The sequence below is a fragment of the Runella rosea genome, from assembly GCF_003325355.1.
Taxonomy (GTDB): Bacteria; Bacteroidota; Bacteroidia; order Cytophagales; family Spirosomataceae; genus Runella; species Runella rosea.
Map to the genome: position 1 here is coordinate 5965001 of NZ_CP030850.1, position 25354 is coordinate 5990354.

Annotated in this window: 25 protein-coding genes, 1 tRNA gene and 2 rRNA genes (1 of these 28 only partly in view); 18 read left to right on the forward strand and 10 right to left on the reverse strand. The window is 44.0% G+C overall.

Translation table 11 applies throughout. The features are described from left to right. The 11 genes from DR864_RS24450 to DR864_RS24495 all read left to right on the forward strand — a co-directional run. Nucleotides 1-193: ribosomal RNA gene (locus DR864_RS24450) — 23S ribosomal RNA — on the forward strand (it extends 2612 nt beyond the left edge of the window). A gap of 297 nt (nt 194-490) precedes the next feature. Beyond that, nucleotides 491-602: ribosomal RNA gene (gene rrf / locus DR864_RS24455) — 5S ribosomal RNA — on the forward strand. 48 nt (nt 603-650) lie between these two features. Further along, nucleotides 651-725 (forward strand) — tRNA-Pro (locus tag DR864_RS24460). Nucleotides 726-882: 157 nt separating this feature from the next. Further along, complete coding sequence (gene thrC, locus DR864_RS24465; RefSeq protein WP_114069423.1) at nt 883-2184, forward strand: threonine synthase; 1302 nt, start codon at nt 883-885, stop codon at nt 2182-2184. Between the two features lie 35 nt (nt 2185-2219). After that, entirely contained in the window at nt 2220-2690 is a 471-nt protein-coding gene (locus tag DR864_RS24470; protein ID WP_114069424.1) for a GNAT family N-acetyltransferase, read from the forward strand. Between the two features lie 197 nt (nt 2691-2887). Then, nucleotides 2888-3451, forward strand: a complete 564-nt coding sequence (locus DR864_RS24475) for a PspC domain-containing protein (RefSeq protein WP_114069425.1) — start codon at nt 2888-2890, stop codon at nt 3449-3451. 91 nt (nt 3452-3542) lie between these two features. After that, a complete protein-coding gene (locus DR864_RS30080) occupies nt 3543-3713 on the forward strand; it encodes a LiaI-LiaF-like domain-containing protein (protein ID WP_166559382.1) in 171 nt (56 codons plus the stop codon). A gap of 11 nt (nt 3714-3724) precedes the next feature. Further along, the gene (locus tag DR864_RS24480) at nt 3725-4732 is read left to right on the forward strand and encodes a toast rack family protein (protein WP_114069426.1); all 1008 of its coding nucleotides are present in this window, start codon (nt 3725-3727) and stop codon (nt 4730-4732) included. Nucleotides 4733-4865: 133 nt separating this feature from the next. Next, entirely contained in the window at nt 4866-5984 is a 1119-nt protein-coding gene (locus DR864_RS24485) for a TlpA disulfide reductase family protein (protein ID WP_114070464.1), read from the forward strand. Nucleotides 5985-6209: 225 nt separating this feature from the next. Beyond that, entirely contained in the window at nt 6210-7121 is a 912-nt protein-coding gene (locus DR864_RS24490) for an SMP-30/gluconolactonase/LRE family protein (protein ID WP_114069427.1), read from the forward strand. Nucleotides 7122-7181: 60 nt separating this feature from the next. Beyond that, nucleotides 7182-7877, forward strand: coding sequence for a M23 family metallopeptidase (locus tag DR864_RS24495; RefSeq protein WP_229599465.1), 696 nt, complete (start codon nt 7182-7184; stop codon nt 7875-7877). A 39-nt stretch (nt 7878-7916) separates the two neighbouring features. Here DR864_RS24495 and DR864_RS24500 read toward each other — a convergent pair whose 3' ends face one another. The 3 genes from DR864_RS24500 to DR864_RS24510 all read right to left on the reverse strand — a co-directional run bounded on the left by DR864_RS24500 (nt 7917) and on the right by DR864_RS24510 (nt 13422). Beyond that, the gene (locus DR864_RS24500; RefSeq protein ID WP_114069429.1) at nt 7917-9398 is read right to left on the reverse strand and encodes a TlpA family protein disulfide reductase; all 1482 of its coding nucleotides are present in this window, start codon (nt 9396-9398) and stop codon (nt 7917-7919) included. A gap of 120 nt (nt 9399-9518) precedes the next feature. Beyond that, on the reverse strand, nt 9519-10556 hold the full coding sequence (locus tag DR864_RS24505; RefSeq protein ID WP_114069430.1) for an AI-2E family transporter: 1038 nt from the start codon (nt 10554-10556) through the stop codon (nt 9519-9521). A gap of 145 nt (nt 10557-10701) precedes the next feature. Next, nucleotides 10702-13422 (reverse strand): PQQ-dependent sugar dehydrogenase, encoded by a 2721-nt coding sequence (locus tag DR864_RS24510; RefSeq protein ID WP_114069431.1) that lies wholly within the window; start codon nt 13420-13422, stop codon nt 10702-10704. A gap of 497 nt (nt 13423-13919) precedes the next feature. On the opposite strand from DR864_RS24510, the gene DR864_RS24515 reads away from it, so the two are divergent. From DR864_RS24515 to folD, 6 genes are all read left to right on the forward strand, one after another. Then, nucleotides 13920-14630, forward strand: coding sequence for a GNAT family N-acetyltransferase (locus DR864_RS24515; protein WP_114069432.1), 711 nt, complete (start codon nt 13920-13922; stop codon nt 14628-14630). 215 nt (nt 14631-14845) lie between these two features. Next, nucleotides 14846-16045, forward strand: coding sequence for an argininosuccinate synthase (gene argG, locus DR864_RS24520; RefSeq protein ID WP_114069433.1), 1200 nt, complete (start codon nt 14846-14848; stop codon nt 16043-16045). Between the two features lie 80 nt (nt 16046-16125). Further along, nucleotides 16126-17151 (forward strand): alpha/beta fold hydrolase, encoded by a 1026-nt coding sequence (locus DR864_RS24525; protein ID WP_114069434.1) that lies wholly within the window; start codon nt 16126-16128, stop codon nt 17149-17151. After that, nucleotides 17087-17791, forward strand: coding sequence for an SIR2 family NAD-dependent protein deacylase (locus DR864_RS24530; RefSeq protein ID WP_114070465.1), 705 nt, complete (start codon nt 17087-17089; stop codon nt 17789-17791). Before DR864_RS24525 ends, DR864_RS24530 begins: the two co-directional genes overlap by 65 nt. Then, on the forward strand, nt 17788-18132 hold the full coding sequence (locus DR864_RS24535; protein ID WP_114069435.1) for a VOC family protein: 345 nt from the start codon (nt 17788-17790) through the stop codon (nt 18130-18132). The genes DR864_RS24530 and DR864_RS24535 overlap by 4 nt, the downstream gene beginning before the upstream one ends. Nucleotides 18133-18174: 42 nt before the next feature. Beyond that, a complete protein-coding gene (gene folD / locus DR864_RS24540) occupies nt 18175-19056 on the forward strand; it encodes a bifunctional methylenetetrahydrofolate dehydrogenase/methenyltetrahydrofolate cyclohydrolase FolD (protein WP_114069436.1) in 882 nt (293 codons plus the stop codon). A gap of 80 nt (nt 19057-19136) precedes the next feature. Here folD and DR864_RS24545 read toward each other — a convergent pair whose 3' ends face one another. Beyond that, nucleotides 19137-19889, reverse strand: a complete 753-nt coding sequence (locus DR864_RS24545; protein ID WP_114069437.1) for an acyl-CoA desaturase — start codon at nt 19887-19889, stop codon at nt 19137-19139. 118 nt (nt 19890-20007) lie between these two features. Between DR864_RS24545 and DR864_RS24550 the strand changes: the two genes are divergently transcribed. Further along, a complete protein-coding gene (locus DR864_RS24550; protein ID WP_114069438.1) occupies nt 20008-20295 on the forward strand; it encodes a hypothetical protein in 288 nt (95 codons plus the stop codon). 25 nt (nt 20296-20320) lie between these two features. Here DR864_RS24550 and DR864_RS24555 read toward each other — a convergent pair whose 3' ends face one another. The 6 genes from DR864_RS24555 to DR864_RS24580 all read right to left on the reverse strand — a co-directional run bounded on the left by DR864_RS24555 (nt 20321) and on the right by DR864_RS24580 (nt 25351). Beyond that, a complete protein-coding gene (locus tag DR864_RS24555) occupies nt 20321-21205 on the reverse strand; it encodes a YjiK family protein (RefSeq protein WP_114069439.1) in 885 nt (294 codons plus the stop codon). Continuing rightward, complete coding sequence (locus DR864_RS24560) at nt 21202-22614, reverse strand: OmpA family protein (protein WP_114069440.1); 1413 nt, start codon at nt 22612-22614, stop codon at nt 21202-21204. The genes DR864_RS24555 and DR864_RS24560 overlap by 4 nt, the downstream gene beginning before the upstream one ends. Nucleotides 22615-22779: 165 nt before the next feature. Then, on the reverse strand, nt 22780-23163 hold the full coding sequence (locus tag DR864_RS24565) for a hypothetical protein (protein WP_114069441.1): 384 nt from the start codon (nt 23161-23163) through the stop codon (nt 22780-22782). Between the two features lie 19 nt (nt 23164-23182). Beyond that, entirely contained in the window at nt 23183-23758 is a 576-nt protein-coding gene (locus DR864_RS24570; protein ID WP_114069442.1) for a hypothetical protein, read from the reverse strand. A 76-nt stretch (nt 23759-23834) separates the two neighbouring features. Continuing rightward, nucleotides 23835-24257, reverse strand: a complete 423-nt coding sequence (locus tag DR864_RS29940; protein ID WP_162794105.1) for a DUF3574 domain-containing protein — start codon at nt 24255-24257, stop codon at nt 23835-23837. A gap of 245 nt (nt 24258-24502) precedes the next feature. Further along, nucleotides 24503-25351 carry a DUF4097 family beta strand repeat-containing protein gene (locus DR864_RS24580; protein ID WP_114069444.1) on the reverse strand — a complete coding sequence of 283 codons (849 nt, stop codon included), beginning with the start codon at nt 25349-25351 and terminating at the stop codon, nt 24503-24505. Nucleotides 25352-25354 lie beyond the last annotated feature (3 nt).

The following is a 25354-nucleotide window of genomic DNA, read 5'->3' on the forward strand; positions in this document are numbered from 1 at the left end:
GTTGTTACGCCAGTAGCACGGCCGAGTAGCTACGTGGGCAACGGATAAGCGCTGAAAGCATCTAAGTGCGAAACCGGCCTGAAGATGAGATTTCCACATAAGGGACGTTATAGACTATGACGTTGATAGGCTGCAAGTGTAAAGGTGGTGACATCAAAGCTGAGCAGTACTAATTGCCCAATAGCTTCTAAGTAAAGTGCTTAACTTAATTACTTCCATTCCAATGTCAATAATTTAGGGACTATGAGATAATAGATAGTCTAGGAGTTAACAGTGCGGGAGGTTGCGAGGAATTACTGAGCTCATCCCAATTCTGCAAACGCCAATAACGACCTTGATGGTGGTTACAGTGGGGGACGGTGCGACGAATCGCTTCACCTCATCCCAATTCTGCAAACGCCGATAACGACCTTGATGGTGGTTACAGTGCGGGACGGTGCGACGAATCGCTTCACCTCATCCCAATTCTGCAAACGCCGATAACGACCTTGATGGTGGTTACAGGGCGGGTGTTCACCTCTTCCCATTCCGAACAGAGAAGTTAAGCCCCGCTCCGCCGATGATACTGAGATAAAACTTGGAAAAGTAGGTAGCCGCCACAATATTAACAATGAAAGATATGCCTCCGTCAAATCGGAGGCATTCTTATTCGGGATGTAGCGTAGTCCGGTCATCGCGCCTGGTTTGGGACCAGGAGGTCGCAAGTTCGAATCTTGCCATCCCGACATTAAAAGCGTTCACTATTCAACTAGTGGACGCTTTTTTTATGCCCTTAAACGCAGAGTTTCTAAAATTTCAGAAAGTCTTGCATGGGGGGAATAGGAGGTGTAATTTTGGATTTTGAAATTTATAAAATTTGACATTTAGCGCGTAATTCAACTGATGATATTATATAGCACCAAGAACCTACAGCTTAAAGCAAACCTTGAAGAAGCGGTATTTCGGAGCCTTCCAACTGATAATGGATTATATATGCCTGAATATATTCCGAAGGTTACGACCCAGTTTCTAGAAGGTATTGAGCATTTATCGTTTAATGAAATTGCGTTCGAGGTTTCAAAAACTTTACTAAATGATGATATTTCAGAAGCGGATATTCGAATGATTGTAGATCGGGCGTTTGATTTTGACGCTCCTGTTGTTCCCATTGAGCGTAATATTCATTGTCTTGAGCTTTTCCATGGTCCTTCCATGGCTTTCAAGGATTTTGGTGCTCGTTTTATGGCATCCTTGATGTCTTATTTTCTAGTGCGTTCTCAAAAAGAAATACGGATTTTAGTGGCTACATCTGGCGATACAGGTGGGGCCGTGGCGCAGGGATTTCATAACGTACCTGGCATAAGCGTTACAATATTGTATCCAAGCGGGAAAGTAAGTGATATTCAAGAAAAGCAATTGACAACACTGGGCGGAAATGTCACGGCGCTTGAAGTTGATGGCACATTTGATGATTGTCAAGCTTTGGTTAAACAGGCTTTTTTAGATGCGGAATTAACCCAAAAATACAACCTTGCTTCTGCCAACTCAATAAATATATCTCGTTTAATTCCCCAATCTTTTTACTATTTCAGAGCTTATGCCCAAGTAAAGCATTTAGGGCTTCCTGTTGTATTTTCGGTACCTAGTGGAAATTTAGGGAATTTGAGTGCGGGTATTTTAGCATATAGAATGGGGCTTCCAGTAGAACATTTTGTAGCGACAACTAACCGTAATAATGTAGTCCCTAATTATTTAGAAAGCGGTGTGTACAATCCAGTTCCGTCTGTGGAAACAGTTTCAAATGCCATGGATGTAGGAAACCCGAGCAATTTTGTTCGTTTGACCCGTTTTTTTGGTGATGAATGGGAGCAGGTCAAAGAAGTTGTTTCAGGATTTTGGTTTAATGATGAACAAACCAAAGTGGCCATGCGTGATGTGTACGAGCGTGAGGGCTATTTGATGTGTCCTCATACGGCGGTTGCTTATTTAGGATTGAAGGAATACATGAATTTAACTAAAAAAGACCTAACAGGGATATTTTTATCAACGGCCCATTACGCCAAGTTTCTCAATGTTGTGGAAGAGGCGCTCGGGACCGCTGATGTCGAAATTCCTGCGCGTTTGTCAGAATTGTTAAGTAAAACGAAAGTGGCTACTCCGATGAGTACCCGCTTTGAAGATTTTAAAAATTATCTGATGTCATAAATTCCAAATAGGCATTTTGATAATGTGATTATACTATGCAAGTTATCGTTGCTCGAACCTCCGAACACTACGCTACTGCCGTTACACTATTCAAAGAGTACGCGTTAGGGTTAGGAATTGACTTAAAGTTTCAGAAATTTGATGATGAACTGCAAATACTATCCACCATGTACGGCCCTCCAACGGGGGAGTTATGGCTTGTACAGGCCAATGAGCAATTTGTAGGTTGTACGGCGTTGAGGCAATTGGATAAACATACGTGTGAACTCAAGCGTATGTTTATCCAACCCGCCTTTCGTGGGCTCCATTTGGGTGAGCAGCTCATGGAGGTTGCGCTTGATACCGCACGTAAGCTTGGTTATACGTCCATAAAACTAGACAGCCTTCGACGTTTAGCGCCTGCCGTTAAATTATATCTTCGTTATGGATTTACCGAAATCCATCCTTACAACTTTAATCCTGAAGAAGACGTTATTTATTTTGAGAAAAAGCTCTTAGGCTTATAACTTCATCACCAAAATTTTCCATTCATTTTGTTCTTTAACCGTTGGTCGTAAAATATATTTTATTACCTTGCATTGCATAGTACCTTTGATTCAATAATAAAACAAAGAAAAGATAAAGAGCATTGACCAATTGACGTTAAAACGAAAATAAAGCAGTGCTCATCGCCTAAAATCCAACATCTTAACATTGCAAAGCCATGAACAGCAAACAATTGCGTCGTATTCCGAGTGAAGGAGTCCTTGGTGGGGTAGCCGCTGGCCTCGCCGATTATTTTGGTATAGATAAAGCCATAATGCGGGTTATTTTTGTCGTATTGATGTTTTTTACCAAAGGATTTCCCATCATTTTAATCTATATTATTCTGTGGGCGGCGTTGCCTACTGGCGAGCCTACAGTGACCGTTACAGACCCAGAAAACGTTTATTTGAATAATCCGCAGCCTAAAAAAGACTTTGGCAAAGGAGCCGAAATCATTGGCTATGGTCTGCTTATTATCGGTGGATTTATGCTTTTTGACCGCCTTTTCTATTGGATTGATTTGGAGCGATTTGTACCAGCAGCATTACTCATTGGTTTAGGTCTTTTCTTGATTTTGAGAACAACATCTCATAAATCAGCAACCACTTTTACCGCCGATACAGAGCGTGCCACTCCTTCATGGACTGATTCAGCTCCTATCAATGATTGGCAGCCTCCAAAGACGACAACAACGTCCAAAGAATCAGAAATGCCTGATGGTTCGGAAGAGCCCAAAGTATAGATTTTCAAGCCTGTCGGCAAAATCCTGCGAGCAGGCTTGAAAATCATTATCTAATAACCTACAAACTTTTCAACTCAAACTTCCTTTTGCCATGAACTATCAAAGCACTTTTTGGGGCGCGCTCCTTGTACTTATCGGCGGGCTACTGCTTATGCGTGAACTTTTCGATTGGTTTGATTTCGAGCGATTTTTTTGGCCAGTACTGTTTATTGCGGGTGGAGCACTCCTGATTTTTAAAGACAAACTTAAAAAAATATCTTAAGCCATAGAGCCATGAAACAATCTTCAAATGCCCTGTTTTGGGGTACTTTTTTACTGGCTGTTGGACTGATACTCTTGGCCAAAACCCTCGGTTGGTTTCACATTGATTGGGGAATGACCTTACGCTTCTGGCCCGTATTGTTGGTATTGGCAGGTTTCAGCCTTTTACTCAAACAAAGTTGGTCGGGAATTTTGACGGCCATTCTGATTGCGATTGCCATTCCATCGGCAATTATCAACGGAGCGAACAAAAAACTTCGTCACTGGAACGATGACGGAATTGAGTTTAATCTCCACGATTTTGATGATGACGATGATAACAATAATGAGGATGACGAGTATGACAAGCGGTCCCAAACGTATTCAAAGGATGGGGAAACGCATTTCTCCGAACCGCTGGCCGAGGGTACTACCGAAGCAACCCTTAATTTTGGGGCAGGTGCTGGTGAATTTAAAATAGAAGGCACAACGTCGCAATTGGTGGAAGCCGACGCTGAAACTAAATTTGGTAACTATGTGCTGACAACCAAACGAAACGAAAGCACGAAAATTAGCTCGGTTAATTTTGAAATGGAGAGTAAAGACAGCACGAAGCGTGTTCGGATCAAGGATTTTGATAACATGGACAATCACGTCGAAATGCGACTTAGTGACAAGCCTGTTTGGTCATTTGACCTAGGTTTAGGAGCTGGAAAAGCCGAGTTTGATTTGTCGGAATACAAAGTTAAAAAAGTGAAAATCGGCGCGGGAGCGGCAGAGGTTGATTTGAAATTAGGCGAAAAAATTGAAAATAATGCCGAAGTAAAAATTGACGCTGGGGTTGCCTCCATCGAAATCAATATTCCAGAATCGATTGGCTGTGAATTTACTGTAGACGGGGCCTTTAATTCTAAAGAGTTGGATAATTTCGAAAAAATAAGCGATGGACTTTATCGTACATCCAATTATAATTCGGCTGCCAAAAAAATCAAAGTATCGTACAATGGTGGATTGTCAAAGTTAGAAATCAATCGGTATTAAATTAACACCAATAAATAATCCAAAAATGCTGTCAGTCAAAATAACTGGCAGCATTTTTGTTTTTTGTACCTTTGTCAATCACGCAACAAACAGCCCGTTTTTTCGTTTAAAATTGGCAAACATTCGCATTCTAATGAAAAATATACTGACCGCTGCCGCTTTTTTTACAAGCGTTACCCTTTTTGCCCAAACGACGGCAAAAGACTTCACCATTTCGGGGACGGCCAAAAATCTTCAACCCAATGACAAGGTTTACCTTGAAATTGCGGGCACCCAGCCACTTGTGAGAATAGACTCGGCAAAAGTAGGGCCTGATAAACGCTTTACGTTTAAACGAAAAGAACTAGACGAAGGCACCGTGTACCAACTCAACCTTGCCAACGCGCAACGGGTTATTGTGCTGATAGAAGGGGGCGAAACCATTGAGATTGCGGCGGATGGTACTGAAAAAGGAGCCTCAAAAATAAGTGGTTCAAAGAACAATGATTATTACCAGCAATTGATTGGCATGTATAAAGAGATGAACGAAAAGTCTCAGAAGTGGCAGGAAGAATATGCTCAGGCCGAACAAAAGAAAGACAGTAAAAAAATAGCGAAGATTCAGCAGGATTTTGAAGCCGCAAGTCAAGGGTTTACGGGAAAAGTTAAAAGCATGATTCCTGAAATGGGAACGTCGTTGGTTGCGTTGTTTGCTACTAATTTTCTGAATCCAGAAGTTGATTTTGCGACCATTGATGCGCTGGCCAAACGTTTTGAGGTGGAACGCCCAACCATGAAGCAGGCACAGGTTTTTGTAGGAAATGCCAAACGCATGCGTGGAATTCAGATTGGAGATGCCGCTCCCGAAATTACGCTCAACAGCACTCAAGATAAACCAGTAAGCCTTTCTTCATTGAAGGGAAAGATTGTGTTGATTGATTTCTGGGCCTCTTGGTGCGGCCCGTGCCGTCAAGAAAATCCCAATGTGGTTCGGGTTTATAATCGATTTAAAGACAAAGGATTTGAAATCTTCAGCGTGTCGCTCGACCGTGATAAAGCGGCTTGGTTGAAAGCCATTGAAAAAGATGGATTGATTTGGCCAAGCCACGTTTCAGACTTAAAATATTGGCAGTCAATTGCGGCCCAAACTTACGGCGTCAACGCCATTCCTGCCACCTTCCTTCTGGACAAGGACGGAAAAGTAATTGATAAAAACCTGCGCGGGGCCGCATTGGAGAAAAAGCTCGAAGAATTATTGAAGGTGAATAATTAAGAGTACGTCTACGCTAGACGCATTTTATACTTTTCATCAAAACTTTTCAGGTTTTCAAAACTTGGAAAGTTTTTTTATTTTCAATGAAATCTTAATCTTTACATTCCAAGAAACAGAAAAATGTAAAACAGTAAATGTGAACGGTTAAAAGCCCAAAATGGGGCACTGAACCCCAAAAAACAATATTGTTTTACCATTATTACTAGACATAGACCTTTTACTTTCATGAAATTGCATCATTACCCTCGCATACCCTTTTTTATTGCGGCCTTATATTTTTCGTCGTTTGCGGTGCAAGCCCAAACTTCTGACTATACGGCAGAGCACGAGTTTACCCAAAACTGTGAAGGCCCATCCGTCGATGCAGACGGCTCGGTGTATGCCGTTAACTATATCATGGACGGTACCATTGCCAAGATTCCTAAACGTAATAAAGCGTCTATTTTTCTCACTTTGCCAAAAGGAAGTACAGGAAATGGGATTCGGTTTGGCAACGCTACAACCTTTTACGTGGCTGATTTTACGGGGCATAATGTCTTGAAAGTAGATGTAACAAACAAGCAAGTGAGCGTTCATTGCAATGAGCCCAAAATGAACCAACCAAATGATTTGGCCATCACCAAAAAAGGGCATATTTTTTGTTCAGATCCCAACTGGAAAGAAGGAACAGGACAGGTTTGGCACGTATCGCCAGAGGGTAAGGCTCGAATCGTGGCGCCCGATATGGGAACAACCAACGGGATTGATGTAAGTCCCGATGAAAAGACACTGTACGTCAATGAAAGTGTCCAACGGAATGTTTGGGCCTTTGATTTGGCGGCCGATGGCTCGCTTTCCAATAAGCGACTACTGCATAAATTTAGCGATGGTGGGATGGACGGAATGCGCTGTGATGCCAAAGGCAATCTGTACATCACAAGGCATGGAAAGGGCGAAGTAGCGGTAGTGTCGCCCGAAGGAAAAGTCATAAAAACGATTACTACCAAGGGCAAAAGTGTTTCAAATATTTGCTTTGGAGGCAAAAAAGGGCGAACTTGCTACATCACTCTCCAAGATCGCGGTTGCCTCGAAACTTTTCAGGCAGAAGCTCCTGGACGGGAGTGGCTAATGATGAAAGAGTTTCTGGGAAAGAAATAAACCTATTCTATGTACAAGTTTTTAACTGTTTGTTTATCCTTAATTTCACCATTATTTTTGATGGCCGCAGATGCTCCTGGGGCCCAACTATTGACTTTGGGGCAGGCGTTTTTACAGCTTAATGCCCAGATTCGTGAGCAAACCATTGAGCCAGATTCTGCCCAATTACGCTTTCGGCTGATTTTCAGCGAACTCCGTGAAGTAACCGACGGCTATCGTCAACAAACTTGTAGTGATTCCATTCGTTTTGTTTTTCCAATAAAATCATACGATGCTGAGCAAATCGGTGGAAATGGCTCAGGATACCGCCCGTTTGGATTTAATCTATTTGACCATGCGGTACAGGGAAGCCATCCAGCCCATGATATATTTGTTTATGACCGCAATCAGGATAACTTGGATGACCAAACCGAGCAGCCCATTGATGTACTGGCGATGCGCCCGGGTATTGTAGTGGCTACCGAATCTAACTGGAGTCCCGAAAGCACGTATCGGGGAGGTAATTTTGTATGGATTTATGATCCGTGTTTGGATGGCTTGTTTTATTACGCACACCACAGCCGCGTAACGGTTCAGGTAGGTGATCAGGTGACGGCAGGGCAAAAAATTGCGGAGGTAGGAAGAACAGGCCTCAATGCTGCCAAACGCCGTTCTGGTACTCATTTACACCTTATGTATCTTCAGCTCACGCCCGAAGCGTTGCCGATGCCGCTCAATACCTACGATTGGTTGGCATCCGCCCAAGTGATAAAATAAAAGGAGTTAAAGTGACCCCTTAACTCCTTTTGCATTCCATTATTTTCTGATTAAATCCCTGAGTTCGGCTTGCAACGGTTTGTTGTCGGGGAACTCTTGTGGAATCCATCGCTCCACTATCTTTCCTTGCGCGTCAATCAGTACAAAAGGATAGCGCATCGTAGAAGCATAGGACTCTTTGAGCATTTGTGCGTCATCATCAGAGGCCCATAAATGCAATACTCCGGGGCGCTTTTCGGTGGTTGGCTGCCACATTTCATACGTCGTTGCTGGGGTTACGTTGAGGTAAACAAAATTCAAACGGCCACGGTATTTTTCTTCCAAAGGTTTAAAATCATTTTCGTGCTGTTTTAGATTATAGCAGAAAGCAATACAAACAGGCTTGCCCCGCAGACTTGACAAAGCTACCGTGTTGCCATCGCGGTCTTTAAGCATAAACTCGGGTGCTTGCGAGGCTACCTCCATCTTCTCTTTTGATTCTATTGTACGCTTAAAATAAGGCACCAGAGCCGACTCAGGATATGCTTGTTCGTACTTGGCCAACAATGCACGGGCCGTGCTCATATTACTCCGAAATGTGGTAGAATAATTGAGCCAATGGGTCAACAAATATTCTTTTTGTTTTGGATAACTCTGGAGTTCTTCATTGCTCAGTTGATATGCCATTTGTACAGCCTCAGGTGAGAGCACATATCGCTTGGCGGAGTCGGTCGGATATTTTTGAATGACGGGTACCTGAATAAAATTGCGTAGTTCGTTGCGATAGACCTCACTTAGTAGGGCCGCATCAGGCATAATTTTAAAATTCTGGAGTGCCAACTCCTGAATTTCTTTTCGTTGATTGGGCTTTAGCTGCACACCCTGACTCTCGCGGATTTTTTTGTCGGAAACTACGAGTTTAAGCAGATATGGTTCCGTATTTGTAATGGCTGTCACGTATGTTTCAAATGCTTCGTCGATGGGTTGTTGGCCCTTCAAAGTTTGCAACCGTTGTTGACGTGTACGTTGCAGGCTGTCTACTTTGGTAAGAATGTGGAAATTATCAATTTGGGAAGGATTATACCCAAATTGGGGCAAATAATCATACATATTCTCCCGGAAATAGTCTCTCAGGTACTCTTGGTAATGTGCATTGGTCCCTGTAAAAGTCAGTGTTTTGTTGGGAGAGATGCCGATTGTCAGGTTATCATTTGGACTGATGAACAGCAAATAATTTACACCTTCTTGGCTTTTATAGGCATTCGCCGTGCGTTTGTTGACGATATTCAATCGAACAACCTGCGGTTCTTTCAGCTCAAATTCGGTCTTTGCCCATTGTTTTGTACTGTCATCAAATACACCGATGTTTAGAAATTCTACATCGGTAAGACCGATGGAAGGCGCATCAAGATAACGGACTTTTTCTGCCGTTAAAGAGATAATAAAATCATTGTTTTGGGGCAGTTTGAGCAGGATTTGAGCTGTTTGGGCATTCGCCGCCAAGCTTAAAAAAAGGCAAAAAGCGAACAGATTTTTCGTCATAAAGATTTTTGTTAGTTGTACAGTGAGTTAAATGCGGATACTTGCCGAAGGTGTTAACCAAATGACCCAAGATAATAAAACGAATAAGTTGTCTAAAACGTGTCTTTCCATTGCGCCAATTTAGTTTTCGGCAGGTCCTAAAAGAGTACTGATTGGTTTCCATGAAGGAACGTGGTCGGCAATAACTTTTAGGATGGCTGCAAATGGTAAGAACAAAACCATGCCAGACACTCCCCATATTACCCCGCCGATAAACAACGCCACGATGGATGCGAGCGTATTCACTTTCAGTTGACTACCAACCACCATCGGAAAAATGACATTGGCTTCCAAGTATTGCACCACCCCAAACACCGCTACCACCGCCAAAGGATACCAAAGAGAATCGTAAGAAATCCAAGCAATTGAAATAGGTAACAGCGCTCCAACCATGATGCCCACGTAAGGAATGATGGTCAAAATGGAGGTGATGAACCCAAACAGAATGGCGTACTCAATCCCGATGATGGCTAGCCCGATGGAGTTTAAAACACCGACTGATAGATAGACCAACAGCAGCCCCTTGATGTAATTATGATAAGTTTGGACCGTTTGATGCGCAACTGAATAGACAAGTTGTTGATTTGATTCGCCAAAAAGCTCGTAAAAAAATTTCATGATTAAACCCCGATAGTACAGAAACAACGCCGTAAACAAAGGAATAATGAAGGCGTTGAAAAGCAGATTGGCCGTGATGTTAAACGTTCCTACTAAAATAGCTCCAATTTTTGAGCCAGCTTCTGAGCCAGTTTTAATCAACCAATTGTCCAACATTTTTTCGGTGAGATGAAAACGAAATCTAAGCCAATCTTGTATTTGAGGCCAATTTTCCTTGAATTTGGTAGTGATTTTGGGCACTTCTTTTTGAAACTCGTCCAATTGCCAAACCAATAATGTCACCAATGCGGATACAATCAAGAAGACAATGGCTAAGCAAGCAGTGATGGCTAAACTGCGGGGCCATTTCCATCTTTCTAACTTCTGACAAAAAGGTGCCATGACGATGGCAATCAATAAACCAAAAGTCATAGGTATGGTAATGGATTGCGTAAAGTACATGAATATAGCTACAAAAAAGACGATTTGAAGATACCGGACGCTTTGTTGAGTAGTAGGCATAACGAATAGTTTTTTGACAATATTGGTAAAAAAACAGCAAAAGCCTTCTGATAAATATCAATAACTAGGATTTGAAAGTACTAAAAACGAAACAGCCGTTCTGCAACGGCTGTTTCGTTTTTATAGCATGAAGAGAGCAATACTGTTACTTGCCCGTATTTGCGACCCCGTTGGGGTTAAATTGAATCCACTCCAAACCAAACAATCCTTTGTTTTCGGGAACGGATTGGGTGGTGGTAAACACAAGATAAACGTTATGAAGCTTTTCATCGGGCCGACGAATAGCCGCATTTAATACCCCTACCTTATTGTCGGGTACTTCTACTTCACCAATCAAAGCACCCGTTGGGCTATCCAGCCGCACTTCGATTTTGCCGCCTACTGTACGGCTTGGTTCGGCATAGACCATGAATGAAAGCGTACTGATGTCGGTCAAATCAATGTCTTTGTATACGGCGTAGCTGCCATTTTTGACGGGAGCCAGTACCTCGCTTTTGGTTGGTAGTTCTACATTGGTAGCATCCTTAACTTCGTCATTTTGCACCGCTTTCACTTTGGCAGGGCGCAGGGCTACCGTGGTGGTAGAAGTTTGTGGGCCTAAGTTAGCGTTTCCTTTGTCAGTATAGCTAGCGGTAAAAATATAAGAACCTTCTTTTTGCTTGGCTGCCGTTATGTATTCTCCCTTGACGGCTTTTTTATCGGGCCCTTTTTCGTTGGCCAACGACATAATGTAACGCACTATCTCTTTGGCGTCATCTTTCTTAATTTGAGGGTGGGCACTCATGGCTTGCTCACCCCACACACCGCCACCACCGTTGATGATTTTGTCGGCAAGCATACTTACCACGTCGCGTTCTCTTTGGTATTTTTTGGCTACCTCGCGGTACGATGGGCCAATGGATTTTTTGTCAATGCTGTGACAAGCCATACAATCAGAAAGCTCCATGAGGCGTTTTCCCGTGGCAAATCCCAAATTGGCTTGGTGGCCTTGGGCCAAAATGGTCTTGTCAAATCCTTCCAGATAATCAATCGTTACGATGACATCCTCGGGGCTGATTTTCTTATTTGCCAAGCTGCCATCTTCTTTATCGGCTACTTTTACTTCGTAGCTGACGGGTTTGTTTTCCCAATAAAAAGATTTATTTCCTGCCACAGCTACTTCCACTTTTGGCGGCTCGTTGCCCACTTTTACTTCTACATTGCTCGACGAAACATTTCCTTTTACGTCGGTTACTTTCAGCGTTGCGGTATAGGTTCCAGGTTTTGTATAAGTAAAAGTTGGGTTTGGCAAGGTACTCTTGGGAAGACCTTTACCGAAACTCCATTCATAGGTGAGTGCATCCCCATCATAATCGACCGTTCCTTTAGAAGAGAAAACGGCTTTCATGGGCGCGGCACCCGCTTTCTTGTTGACAGTTGCGGCGGCCACTGGCTTACGGTTTCCTGCGTTGTACGTAATTCTTGACAAACGCGAGTCATCATTCTGAGCAAACCAAGTGTTTCCGTATTCCATGACGTACAACGAACCGTCAACGGCAAACTGCATGTCAATCGGGTGGCTAAACTTAGTGTTTGGCATGAAGGTCTCCATGCTTACAAAATCACCTTCTTTGGTCATTGTAACGGGGTGAATCCAATCGCGAATCCATTCGTAGGCAAACAGTTTTCCGTCATAATGGCGGGGGAATTTTACGTCATTTTCTGGATAGTCATCATAATAGTAGACCGGCCCAGCCATGGCGTTGCGACCGCCTTTGCCCACGATGGGGCCAAATTCGGGTGACTCTGCGTACGGATAATAAATAAAGGCTTTTTGGGCAGGAGGCAATTCAATCAAACCCGTGTTGTGCGGGGAGTCGTTGATGGGTTTTGCGGGGTCAAATCTTTCGCCTGATATTTTGGTGCCTAAGTCGTATCGATTGTAAGCTCTATTGTCGGCTACAAACAGCGGATACCCAAAGTAACCTGCTTTACGGGCCTGATTGACTTCATCATACCCGCGAGACCCACGCGTCTCACTGTCGTTGCCTGCATCTGGACCTACTTCTCCCCAGTACAGAAAACCAGTACGCTGGTCTATTGAAATACGGTAGGGGTTGCGATTACCCATGATGTATATTTCGGGGCGAGCTTTTTCGGTGCCTGTAGGAAAAAGATTCCCTGAGGGGATGTCATATCCACCTTCGGCGCGTGGTTTTATGCGGAGGATTTTACCCCGTAAATCATTGGTGTTAGAAGAAGTGGAGCGACCGTCCCAATTGGCTCTTCCGGGGCGTCCGTCGAGTGCACCGTAGCCATCATTGCCAAAAGGGTTGATGTCGTCGCCCGTAGAGAGGTACAAATTGCCCTGCTTGTCCCAGGCAATGGAGCCTCCAGTATGGCAGCAATCATTGCGTTTGACAGGTACGCGAAGCAGCACTTGCTCGGTACTCAGCAACAAAGTATCGCGTTCGGTATCGTATTTCATACGCACCAGCCGCTGCGAGGTGTCGGCTTCTGAAGAGACGGGAGAATAGTATAAATAAACCCACTTGTTTTGTTTGAAATCGGGGTCAACGTTGATACCCATCAGCCCGTATTCCTGTTTGATATAAACGGGGATATTGCCTACAACTTTATAAGTATTGGGTTTTTTAGGATTATAAAGCTTTACTTTCCCTTTGCGCTCAGTAAACAATACGCGGTGGTCGTCTAGTACAACCAGCTCGGTAGGCTCGTCTAGTTTTTCTAATAAAATGGTTTTCGTAAAACGATTTTCTTCGGGAACGGCAGGAGATTGGGCAGAAACGGTACTACTTAGCAATGCGGCTAGCAATAGCGAACTACTGCCCATATACATTGTTTTTTTCCAAAATGGATTTTCCATGAGGTCACTTATGTTTGTTATAATTTTACTACTAAAGTACAAAAGCACCCAAAACTAATGATGTAGCTGGTGCACATATAACGCTGAAAGTCGAAATGGTACTATTGGACGCGTACAACGGAAAACTATTTTTTTTAAGAACGGTTTGTTTAATGAATTGTTTGGCCGCCGAAAAAGTGTAATAGGTTGTATACCAGGCATTCCATATTTGTATGAACTAATGAAAAAAATAAATCGTTTATTTATTGGATTTAGAATACAATTTAACCGATATTTGTCACGTTTTTTTCAAAAACCAAATACAAAAGTGGCACACACTCTCTCACATACTCGCTGCGCGCATACTACGCCATTTTTTTGTAGGTCCGAAAGGACACATTAATACTGTTTGCCTACGTGGCGAACGCTCTCGCCAGATTTCCAAAAATCGTTTCTCTTTTTTCAACACCAAAGCGGATTTGTTGTCTCCGCAGAGGATTCAATTCCAATAAATGACAATGTCAAACATCGAAATAATATCCAACGAGTACATCGTAGAAACAGCCGAAGACAAACACTTCCATCTTGCCGAAACCATCTGTAAAGAGATGGAAGAAAGTGCCAAGCAACGCGGAACCGGAATCGCCAAGCGTTCACCTGTGTATATTCAGGAAAAAATGGCCGAAGGTAAAGCCATCATCGCAACAACGTTGCTGGGGGAATGGGTTGGTTTTTGTTATATCGAAACCTGGGAGCATGGTAAGTTTGTGGCCAACTCTGGATTGATTGTTCACCCTGATTACCGCAAAAGTGGTATCGCGAAAGCCATCAAAAGAAAGGCTTTCGAACTATCTCGGACCAAATACCCAGAGGCCAAAATCATTGGAATTACGACCAGCTTGGCCGTGATGAAGATTAACTCTGATTTGGGATATGAGCCCGTTACGTTCAGTGAATTGCCAGCCGACGACGCCTTTTGGAAGGGTTGTTCAAGTTGCGTAAATTATGACGTACTCACGCGGACCAACCGTAAAAACTGCCTTTGTACGGGGATGATGTATGATCCGTTGCAGGTGCCAAAAACGGAAAAGAAAGCCCCGTGGGATTTTCTGAAAGAATCTAAATTGTACGAGCGCTGGATGCGTATCAAACAACGGATTCTGCTGCGTCGTGAAATACGTGAAGCCAAAGCTCGTAAACGTCAGAACGAATTGGAGTTGGTACACTAGATTCCCTGTAAAGTCCATACGGTCCTAATTGGTAATTTAAACTGCCAGTTAGGACCTTTTTTTTTAGTAACCTTGTCGTTATTCTCCTAACTTTGCGCTAAAATAGTAAGTGTAACCTACCAATTTGTCAAAAGTAATGGTTGCTCTGACGGCGTGATTTCTACAAAAAATCCTGCTTAATGGGGGCCGCTAACAAAATAACATTAAAGAAGTCCATGTCTGAAAGTAAAAAAGTTGTTTTAGCGTTTAGCGGAGGTTTGGATACCTCTTTTTGCGTCAAATATTTGTCGGAAGACAAAGGCTACGAAATTTACTCCGTATTGGTGGATACGGGCGGTTTTTCGGACGAAGAACTGAAAGCGATTGAAGCCCGTGCGTATTCATTGGGAGTCAAAAAACACGCGACTATTTCCAAAACGCAGGATTATTATCAGCAATGTATTAAATACCTAGTGTTTGGCAATATTCTCAAAAACAATACCTATCCGCTTTCGGTGAGTGCGGAGCGCATTTTTCAAGCCATTGCGGCCGCTGAGTACGCCAAAGAAATTGGTGCTCAGGCCATTGCGCACGGAAGTACGGGTGCTGGAAATGACCAAGTGCGATTTGATATGGCATTCCGTATCATTATGCCAGAAGCCGAAATCATTACCCCCATTCGGGATTTAAGGTTGTCGCGTGAGGCCGAAATTGACTATTTGAAATCAAAAGGAGTGGATCAAGAATGGCACAAAGCGGCCTATTCTATCAATAAAGGCCTTTGGGGAACGTCGGTTGGCGGTAAAGAAACCCTGACTTCGGATAAATACTTGCCCGAAAGCGCTTTTCCGACGCAAGTGAGCAAAACTGAAGCGGAACGCGTGATCCTGCAATTTGAAAAAGGAGAATTGGTCGGAATCAACGATACGGCTTATTCGCCCGTGGAAGCCATCCAAAAATTGGCCGAGATCGCGGCACCGTTCGGCATCGGGCGTGATATTCACGTGGGAGATACCATCATCGGTATCAAAGGACGCGTAGGCTTTGAAGCAGCCGCACCTTTAGTTATTATTAAAGCCCACCACACGCTCGAAAAACACGTCTTGAGCGAGCAACAATTGTATTGGAAAGAACAATTGGCCAACTGGTACGGCAGTTTGCTGCACAAAGGTCAGTTCATGGAGCCTGTCATGCGTAATATTGAGACATTCTTAGCCGATACCCAACAGCACGTAACGGGCAAAGTACACCTTACGCTAGCACCTTATCGTTTTTATGTGGAAGGAATTGAATCAAGTTACGATTTGATGTCGCCAGTGTTTGGAAGTTATGGAGAGATGAACAACGCTTGGACGGGCGATGATGTACGGGGATTTGCCAAAGTTGCCTCCAATCAAGTGATGATTTATCAGAAAATCAGTGAGTTGAATCAGTAGACATCAGAGAGGATTTCAGGATTGACAAGCCTAGAATGCGGTCAATCCTGAAATCCTCTCTCAAGAAATATCCCGACTGAATGAGAAAAAATGTATTTCTTTTTATTGCCTTATTTTTGGTGCCATTTCTAGTAAAAGCCCAAACCGAAGGTTGGGCAATCTGTAACAGTGGCGCCAATTTATATTTCAAAATCGTCGGGAGTGGGAGCCACGTACTGGTCGTAGGCGATGTGGGCAATTCATCGACCTACCTAAAAGACTTGATTAAAAAATTGTCGGAAACAAACCGGGTGGTTTATTACGACCCGCGTGCTACGGGCAAAAGCCGTTTTCCCGTTATCAATGATTCAACGATTAACTTTACGAAAGCGGTTGCTGATATTGAAGCCCTTCGCATGGTGTTGAGGATTCCCAAATGGTCGGTGATTGCGCATGGCTTCGGAGCCAAAATTGCCTGTGCTTATGCTTCGCAGGCAGGAAACCACTTGGCGCAATTGGTGCTTATCAACCCCACGGCCATGTCTGAATCGAAGCCACTTTCGGCCTATGGCTATTTTGATAATTACGAAGAGTACGGTTTTTCACGTATGTTATCGCAGGAGGTCATCAATCGGCGTTTTGAAGGGTTGCAACACCAACTCCAAACGCAAATAATGCCCACAGATTCTTTAGCGAGGGCCAGAGCAATTATGGCATTTCAGGCAGCTACTTACGTGCATGATACGCTACATGAACCCATTGCCGCCGATTTTTTATACGAAAAAGTACGTAACGTAGGGATTAAAAGCCGAGTAAGTACTAAATTTGTTCCTAACCCTTTTGATTGTATTACTGCATTACGACAAAGGAACGTACCTGTGCTGGTGGTTGTATCAAGACAGCGCTATGACCTCAATGGATTGGTGAATTTCTGGAAAAAATCAGTTCCTAATGTCACAATCAGTTTGATTGACCGGGCGCATCATTTCCCTTGGTTAGACAATCCTGCCGCATTTTATGCGCAGGTAACTCCATTTTTACAACGTTTTGTAGAGGAAACTTATGCCGAACAAAAAAAAGCTAGTCGTCCTGTCGGGCGCGGGAATCAGCGCCGAAAGCGGTATTAAAACATTTCGTGATTCAGACGGACTGTGGGAGGGGCACAGCATTGAAGATGTAGCCACCCCAGAAGGCTGGCGTCGCAATCCGCAATTGGTGTTGGATTTCTACAATGAACGTCGTAAACAGGGGTTGGAGGCTGAGCCAAATGCCGCGCATCTTATTTTGGCGGAACTGGAAAAATACTTTGACGTTCAAATCATTACCCAAAACGTCGATAATCTTCACGAAAAAGCAGGCTCAAACAACGTACTTCATTTACACGGCGAATTGTACAAGTCGCGCAGTACCAAAGACCCCTCTTTGGTGTACGATGTGAAAGGCTGGGAGCTGAAATTAGGCGATACCTGCGAACTGGGTAGTCAACTTCGGCCCAATATTGTGTGGTTTAGGGAAGAGGTTCCGATGATGGTTCCCGCCGTTGAACTGGCCGAGCAAGCTGATATTTTTATTGTGGTCGGTACTTCATTAGTAGTATATCCTGCGGCAGGATTAGTATATTATGTACCTCCTCGGGTGCCGATTTTTGTGATAGATCCCAAAACCCCCGAAATGTCGGGTAGCACGAAATACGTGACGTTTATTCAGGAAAAAGCCACCGTGGGTATGACGATGTTAAGAGAGAAATTATTGAAAGAGTATTTATGAAACTACTCGGATTAAGAACCGTCATTTACCCCGCCGCTGATTTAGCGGCGACCAAACAATGGTACATTCAGACAACGGGTGTGCAGCCTTATTTTGATGAATCTTTTTACGTTGGGTTCAACATCGGTGGGTATGAACTGGGACTTGACCCCAATGCCTCTCAAACAACTACCTATTGGGGTGTGGAAAATATTGAACTGGCTTGGGAATACCTACTCGGAACGGGAGCAACTGCGGATGAAGAGATTCAGGAAGTAGGTGGCGGAATTAAAGTTGCGACGGTCAAAGACCCATTCGGCAATGTGTTTGGTATTATCGAAAATCCTCATTTTGTTATTTAATAAAGTAAGCAGAACTCTTCTGCGTCTTCAATATATCTTCCAATGCAACTATTAGACGGTAAAAAACTTTCTGCTGAGGTAAAAGCAGAAATCAAAGTAGAAGTAGATAAAATCAAAGCCAACGGCGGAAAAACCCCGCATTTGGCGGCTATTTTGGTGGGCAATAACGGCGCAAGCGAAACTTATGTAGCCTCAAAAATCAAAAGTTGTGAGGAGATTGGTTTTAAATCAACCCTCATCAGCTTGCCCGATACTACCTCAGAAGCGGAGTTGCTTTCGCACATTCAGGATTTGAATTTTGACGAAGATGTCGATGGATTCATCGTACAGTTGCCACTTCCGGCGCATATTTCAGAAAATACAATCATGGAAGCGGTTGCGCCCGAAAAAGACGTGGATGGTTTCCATCCTATCAACGTGGGTCGGATGTGTAAGGGCTTGCCCGCCTACATTTCAGCGACTCCTTATGGAATTTTGGAAATGCTCGAACGTTACAAAATAGAAACGGCCGGTAAACACTGTGTGGTAGTGGGGCGCAGCCAAATCGTGGGCTTGCCCATGAGTATTTTGATGCAGCGCAATGCCTATCCGGGCAACTGTACCGTCACGATTTGCCACAGCCGTACGCACAATCTGAAAGAAGTTTGTCAAAGTGCTGATATTTTGATTGCAGCCTTGGGACGCCCCGAATTCATCACCGCCGACTACGTCAAAGAAGGAGCCGTGGTAATCGACGTGGGCATTACCCGCGTGCCAGATGCATCCAAAAAAAGCGGATTTGCTATCAAAGGCGACGTGAAGTTTGACGAAGTAGCTCCCAAATCTGGCTATATTACGCCCGTACCAGGTGGCGTAGGCTTAATGACCATTTGTGGCCTCCTGACCAACACGCTGCTATCTTCGAAGAAAGCTATTTATAAGTAGGGGATTGTTGATTGGTTAACGGTGCTCTGTAGTAGTGACGAATAACCGTTAATCAATCAACCAATAACCAACACCTGCGCCTAGCTAGGCATATAGTTTAAGTCATTGTTCCGTTTTAGCTTGATAATTCCCGTGGCGTTGAGGAACAAAATGAACGGGTAAGTAGGGTCAAATTCGTGCCATTTTACGCCAAAATTGGCGCGACCTCCGAGTTTGTGGTGGTTGTTGTGGTACGATTCGCCCATCATCAAAAAGTCAAAAGGAAGGAGGTTTCGAGCAGTATCGTTTACTTTAAAATTGGTATAACCGTATTTGTGGGCATACCAGTTGATAATTACCCCGTGAACAGGCCCCATCAAAAAGTGAATTGGCAACAACAAAAACATCCACCAGGCCGTGGCAAATTGTATATAAAACAAGGTGTACAATACACCCCAACCAATACGGATAACCCAATAATCACCTAATCGTTCCATAAATGCCCAGTGCGGAACATCTTTTTTGAATTTGGCAGCAATGCTATCTTCGCGGTGCAGTATATTGTTGTAGTAATTCTTGGTTTTCCACATCATATCAACCAAACTTGACGAAAAACTTGGTGAATGCGGGTCTTCATCCGTGTCGGCATAGGCGTGGTGGAGGCGGTGCATTACGCCGTAAGCGTAAGGACTTAAAAACGAAGAACCTTGAAATATGAAAGTGAGGGTGTAAAAAAACTTCTCCCAAAAAGGGCTCATCGTAAACATTTTGTGGGCGGCGTAGCGGTGCAAAAAGAAGGTCTGCATCAAGAGAGATAAATACCAGTGGGCTACGAAAAATACAAGAATGTACATAGTTTAAAGATTGTGTTATCGGTAATGTATGGCAAAAGTACTAATGCCATTTTTTAAAAAAGATGAGTAAAATCAGTTCGAACCTTTTTTTTAAGAGTGAACTTCTCTAATTTTTACGATGGATTTTATAACGTTTCAATCGAGTCTGAAGGATTCACAACCTCCCAAAGACTGCACGCCAGTAGTGCAGGCGCTTTGGTACGATGCCAAAGGGAACTGGGAAAAAGCGCACGACATCGCGCAGTCGAGGGAAGGTACCCGTGATTACGATCGTTTGCATGCGTATCTACACCGCAAAGAGGGCGACCAGTGGAACGCTGGCTATTGGTACCGCCGTGCCCGCGCCGAAATGCCCGCGTATGCGCTGGAAAAAGAATGGGAAGAATTGGTGAAAGGGTGGCTATAAAGTAGGGTGGAGACGAGCCATGCCCCTACTTTCTGGCGTAAAAATAAAGATTAACGCTGGGTACGTTGCGGCGTTCGCTGAGGGTAAAATAGCCCTTGCCGTCTTTGTCAAAACACACGGCCTCGCCCTGAGGCTCAAAAATATAGGGCAGACTTTTGGTAGGATTACGGAGCAATACATCGCCTACTTTTTCTTCAACTTTGCGTTTCCAGTAATAAATTGCGGTGTATCCTCTCACAATAATCTCTTTGCCATTGGTAGAAATACTGCCTCCCGTCAAATCGCCTCCTACGGTCAAGTTGCCTACTTTTTCGGCCATGATGACTTCGCTCGTCGATTGAGGGTAGGCAAGACGATACAAATGTGCTTGGCCTTCCCATTTAGAAACGATAAATAGGTCGCGGGTGAGGGGGTCGAGCAGCAATGTTTCGGCATCGCGGGAGCCATCTGGATAGCGGAACTGAATGCGGTCGTAGTTGGTGATGGTGGAGGTAAGGCTAGCGGGTTCGGGAAAACGATAAATGCGTTTTATGTCAAGATTGATGGCATTGTCGCCGATGTCGCCCAAATACAGGTAGGTTTCGTTGGCTTGTGGGCCTGGGCCGATGGCAATGTCTTCCCAATCAAAATTGGTAAATGGGGTTTTTATTTTACCCGCAATCTGCCCTTCTCGGTTTAATAAAAATAGCTCATCGGGTGAGGCGGCGTCTTCGTGTGACCATAAGAAACCTGGTTGCTTAAAACTGTCGGCCAGTCCAGAAGCTTCGTCGAGGTCGTCGGCGGGCTGAACGGTTTTGGAGGTTGGCGTCTCGGCAAAATTGTCAGATTCAGGGTCTACGGGCTTTTCTTCTCTTTTGCAAGATGAAAAAAACAGAACGAGTAATGCGGACAGAAAGAGTGAGTTTTTCATTTCAATTTTTTAATGACAAATTCTACCCGTCGATTCAGCGGACGGGTTTCTTCACGATTGTTATTGGCAATGGGACGCGTTGAACCAAATCCGCGCCCGCTGATGCGTTGACTGGCAATTCCCTTCGAAACCAAAAATGCTTTGACGGATTCCACGCGCTGTCTCGACAGGGCCAGGTTGAGGTCAAAGTCGCCCAAATTGTCGGTATGCCCGTGCAATTCGATTTCGGCGGCGGGATTATCGCGCATAAACAGCCATAAACGATTCAAATCTTCTTCCGATTCGGGAAGCAGCTCAGGCTTTCCCTGCACGAAGCGAATGTTTTTCAACACAATACTTTCACTGATTGTAACGGGTTTTAGGGTAAAAATAGTGCCGTTTTTTGATTTTTCGGTTAATTCTTTGGCCGTATAATGAATGCTCGTGGGGAAAAAACCATCGGCTTCTACCATAAAATACACATCCTGACCTACTTCAAACGCGATTTTAAACAATCCGTCATCGGTCCCTTGGAGTCGCTGTTTTTCGGTATTATTTTTATCCAGTACCAACACCGTGGGTTGTTTGACTGGTTTTCGGGTCGTTTCGTTCTGAACTTGCCCACTCAGCACCAATGAGGGCTCTTTTGGGGGTAGATCAGCGGCTTTAGCGGGCGTTTTCGCTTCGGGCGGAGGGTTGGCGAGTGGAGGTGAGGTAGCTACCGACGGAACGGTCGGCTTTTTGAGTACAGATTCGTTCAATTTGAGGTAGCTTTTTTTTACCTCGGTAGGTTCCACTACGTAATCGAAGATTTTGATAAGGGCTACGGCCCCAGCACTGGCTTCTTCTTTGACGATGAGGTCGTCATGAAAAAAGTTTAATACACCGTCTTCGTCAATCACGCCTTCGTCGTTTTGGTCCGTAAATTCCACTTTGGACTCTCCATCCACGTACATTTTAAGTTGTTTGGTTTTTCCATTGCGCGAAATCACGTAGTGCGTGTATTCGTTGGCGCGCACGGGAGCGCGGGTGCCCAAGGCAAAATTATAGAAGTTGAGTTTGCCGTCGTAGATGTAGCAGCCATTGTCAGACTTGCGGTTTTTGAAGTCAATGACGCGTTTCCAGCTGTCGAGTGCCGAAAATTTGAAATAAATTTCGATGGTGTACGAATCCCGCAGAAATCCGTTTGCGGCTCGGTTGTCAAATTGAAGCCCGTAATTTTTTTCAAATACGTAGACTGAGCGTTTGGCATTTTTGAGCTCTGGCAGCACGTCCTCCTGAAATATACCTGCTTCTTTCAGTACTTTCAGGGCGGGGAATTGCCCCGATTCTTCTTCCAGATTTTTCTCAAACTGATATATCCCCGCCCTTTGAGCGTAGATACTCTGAGAAATCGCCAAAAAAAATAAGCACCAAAGAAGTCGATTCATTCAATAAAAACGGTTGGTACAAATACCCTTTGCCATTAGTAACGAACAAAAATAGGGGTAAATTAGCTTCCAAGGCATTTTTTTATTTAATGCCAAACTCCCAAGCTACTGTTGAGGAGTCAACGTTAGCTTGGGAGTTTGGTTGTTCTAAAACGAAATGACGGACTAGTCTTCGAGTAAAAACGGCAGGTCGTATTCGCGGATGATGGGCGCTTTTTTGCTGCGTACTTTTACTTCAACCCGGGCTTTGGGCTTCTCATTAATGATTAAATAGTTCTTGATGTAGGTATCTTCGTAGGTCGTCCAAGAATTGTCGACAATAAGATATTCCTGAACGTTTTGTTTTTGGGCCTGATACGCCCAGCGTTCAACGTGAAGGGGTTCAAAATTGACGATGGAAGTACCGCCCGCAATGGTATACCACACCTGAATGCCCGGCACACCACGGTTGCCCATTTCGGTGTTGTGCTCTACATAAATACGCAGGGTTCCGTTGTCTTCAAGGTCAATAACCTCAAATTCGTCTATTTTCGTTTTGATGTTTGACATGGCTATAAAGGTTTGACTATTAGTGTTTAACAAATTGAATGTTTTCAAAAGGCATGAAATAATTCGGTAAGCAAGTAAGCGTGTCGTTGTCTAACGTAAAATCAACACCTTTAAAACTCACTTTCTCCAATGAAGGGTTAAGGCCTACTTCGAAGTAGTTGTTGTCGTTGGTTTCAGATTTTATTTCGCTTGCGATGTCTGGAAACAGCTCATGCTGGAGGTAAATACGGTCAATGTGCGCGTCGTTGAGGTGTAATTCGCCTTTTTTATTTACAAACTCCACTGATTTTTCTTGTCCTTTAAAAACAATCACTTTTACGTATTGCGCCAACATCGGATTGGGCGCTATTACTTTGATGGTGTAGCCTTTGCCGATTTTACTTTGTTTGGTGATACTAAAATCCTTCCCAGCCTCCTTGCTGCTTTTGAGCTTGATGGTTTTACCCTCCACGGTGTAAGTACCTTGGGCAAATCGATCGACAGCACCGTATACGTAGAAAAATTCAAACGTACCTTGCTCCGTTAAGGTAAATCCAGCGGCCATATCATGAATACCCGTTAGTCGGTATTCGCCCGCTACTTTTGTCTGTGCCATGCTGTTAAAATGGATGATTGATGAGATAAAAAAGAAAAAGAGGGTTTTCATGAGAGAATTTTCATTTTGAATACTGTCAGAAGGCTACTTTTAACTGCTCGTCGACGCGCATTACCGCTTCCTGTTGATAGTATTTTTTGTACTTTTCGCGGATACTTTCAATCTGTTGTGAGCGTTCGGGCGTCAATTTTGACAAAACAATTAAGATCTTGGAAGGCTCAGAAACCAACTTGCCATTGTGGCCTAACCATTGGCCCTGTCCGTCGATGATGGTAGAGCCTTCGGTAAAAGTTTTGGCAATGACCGTGTCAGCAAATGCCTGCCATGCATTCGACGAAATCATGGAGCCATCAGGTTTGGAAAGGCCGAAATACAGTTCGGTTTTGGTCATTTTTTCGCCTTTGAACACCGTGCAGGAGGTCAAGGTGAGAAGCAACAGGCTGAAAATGAGTGTGGTTGTCCTGTTGCTTCTGGGTATGTTTAAATGGACTGTTTTCATGACTGAAAGAAATACTTCGTAACGGTTGTCTGTTTTTGGCTGTTTTGATGATACAAAATTGTACGATGAAATTGAGCTGCCGAAACGAATGAATGTGAGGTGCGCGAAAACCCAGATGAAGTGCAGAAAAAAAGGAGGTAAAGCGTTGATAGAGGGGTGGGAAAATCGCTCGCCAGACGTAAAATAAAACGTCGGCGAGGTTTTGGACCTTGCCGACGTTACGCGATGTGACAATGTAAGCAAATTTACTTCGCTTTGCGGATGTAAATATTGCCGTGCATGTTTTTCATCATTATTTCACTGCCGCCACCGTTGACTTTTCCCTGAATCCAGTCATCAACGCTGACTTTGTACATCCCGTCTTTGCTTACCCGATTGGCTTTGGGTTGGGTTTTGTCCACATCTACGTCAAAGTCACTGTAAATTTCGCCCCGATCAGATTTGAGTTTTACGTCAAACTTCGCCGAAGGTGGAAACGTAACGTCAACGCTGCCATTGAGAGATGTAAACGCCATTGGCGATTCGGCGTTGATACTTTTGAAAGTCGCTTTTACGCCGCCGTTTACGGTGGTAGCCACGGCCGAGCCCGACACATTCGTGAGCTTGATGGCGCCATTTACATTGTTGATTTCCAATTCCCCGCTCACGTTTTCTATCAAAATGTCGCCGTTGTTGACTGTACTTACTTTCAGGCCAAACTGCTGTGGTACTTTGATGGTGAGATTCATCGGGCGTTTCATGAATTGCGACGTCACTTTGATGGTGTTGTTGCGTTCTTCGGCTGTAATATCAATACCGCCATTGGTCGAGATTTTTTTCATTCCTGCGGCGAGTTCGTCGTTTTTGTGCTCAGTTTTTTTACCGTTATACGCTTCGGCAATGGCGTCAATAACGACCTCTTTGCCAGCGTAGCCTATCACATGAATAGAGCCATTGATTAAACTTACCCGCAAAGAACCAGGCTTGTTGGGGTCGCTCAACGGAACGACCAGTTGTTCTTTGATTTCATTTTTGACCTCGTTTTGGGCAACCAATGGAGCTGCGTAAGTCATTGTGAGGGCTAAAACTGCGATACTTATGTGGGTGGTTTTCATGTT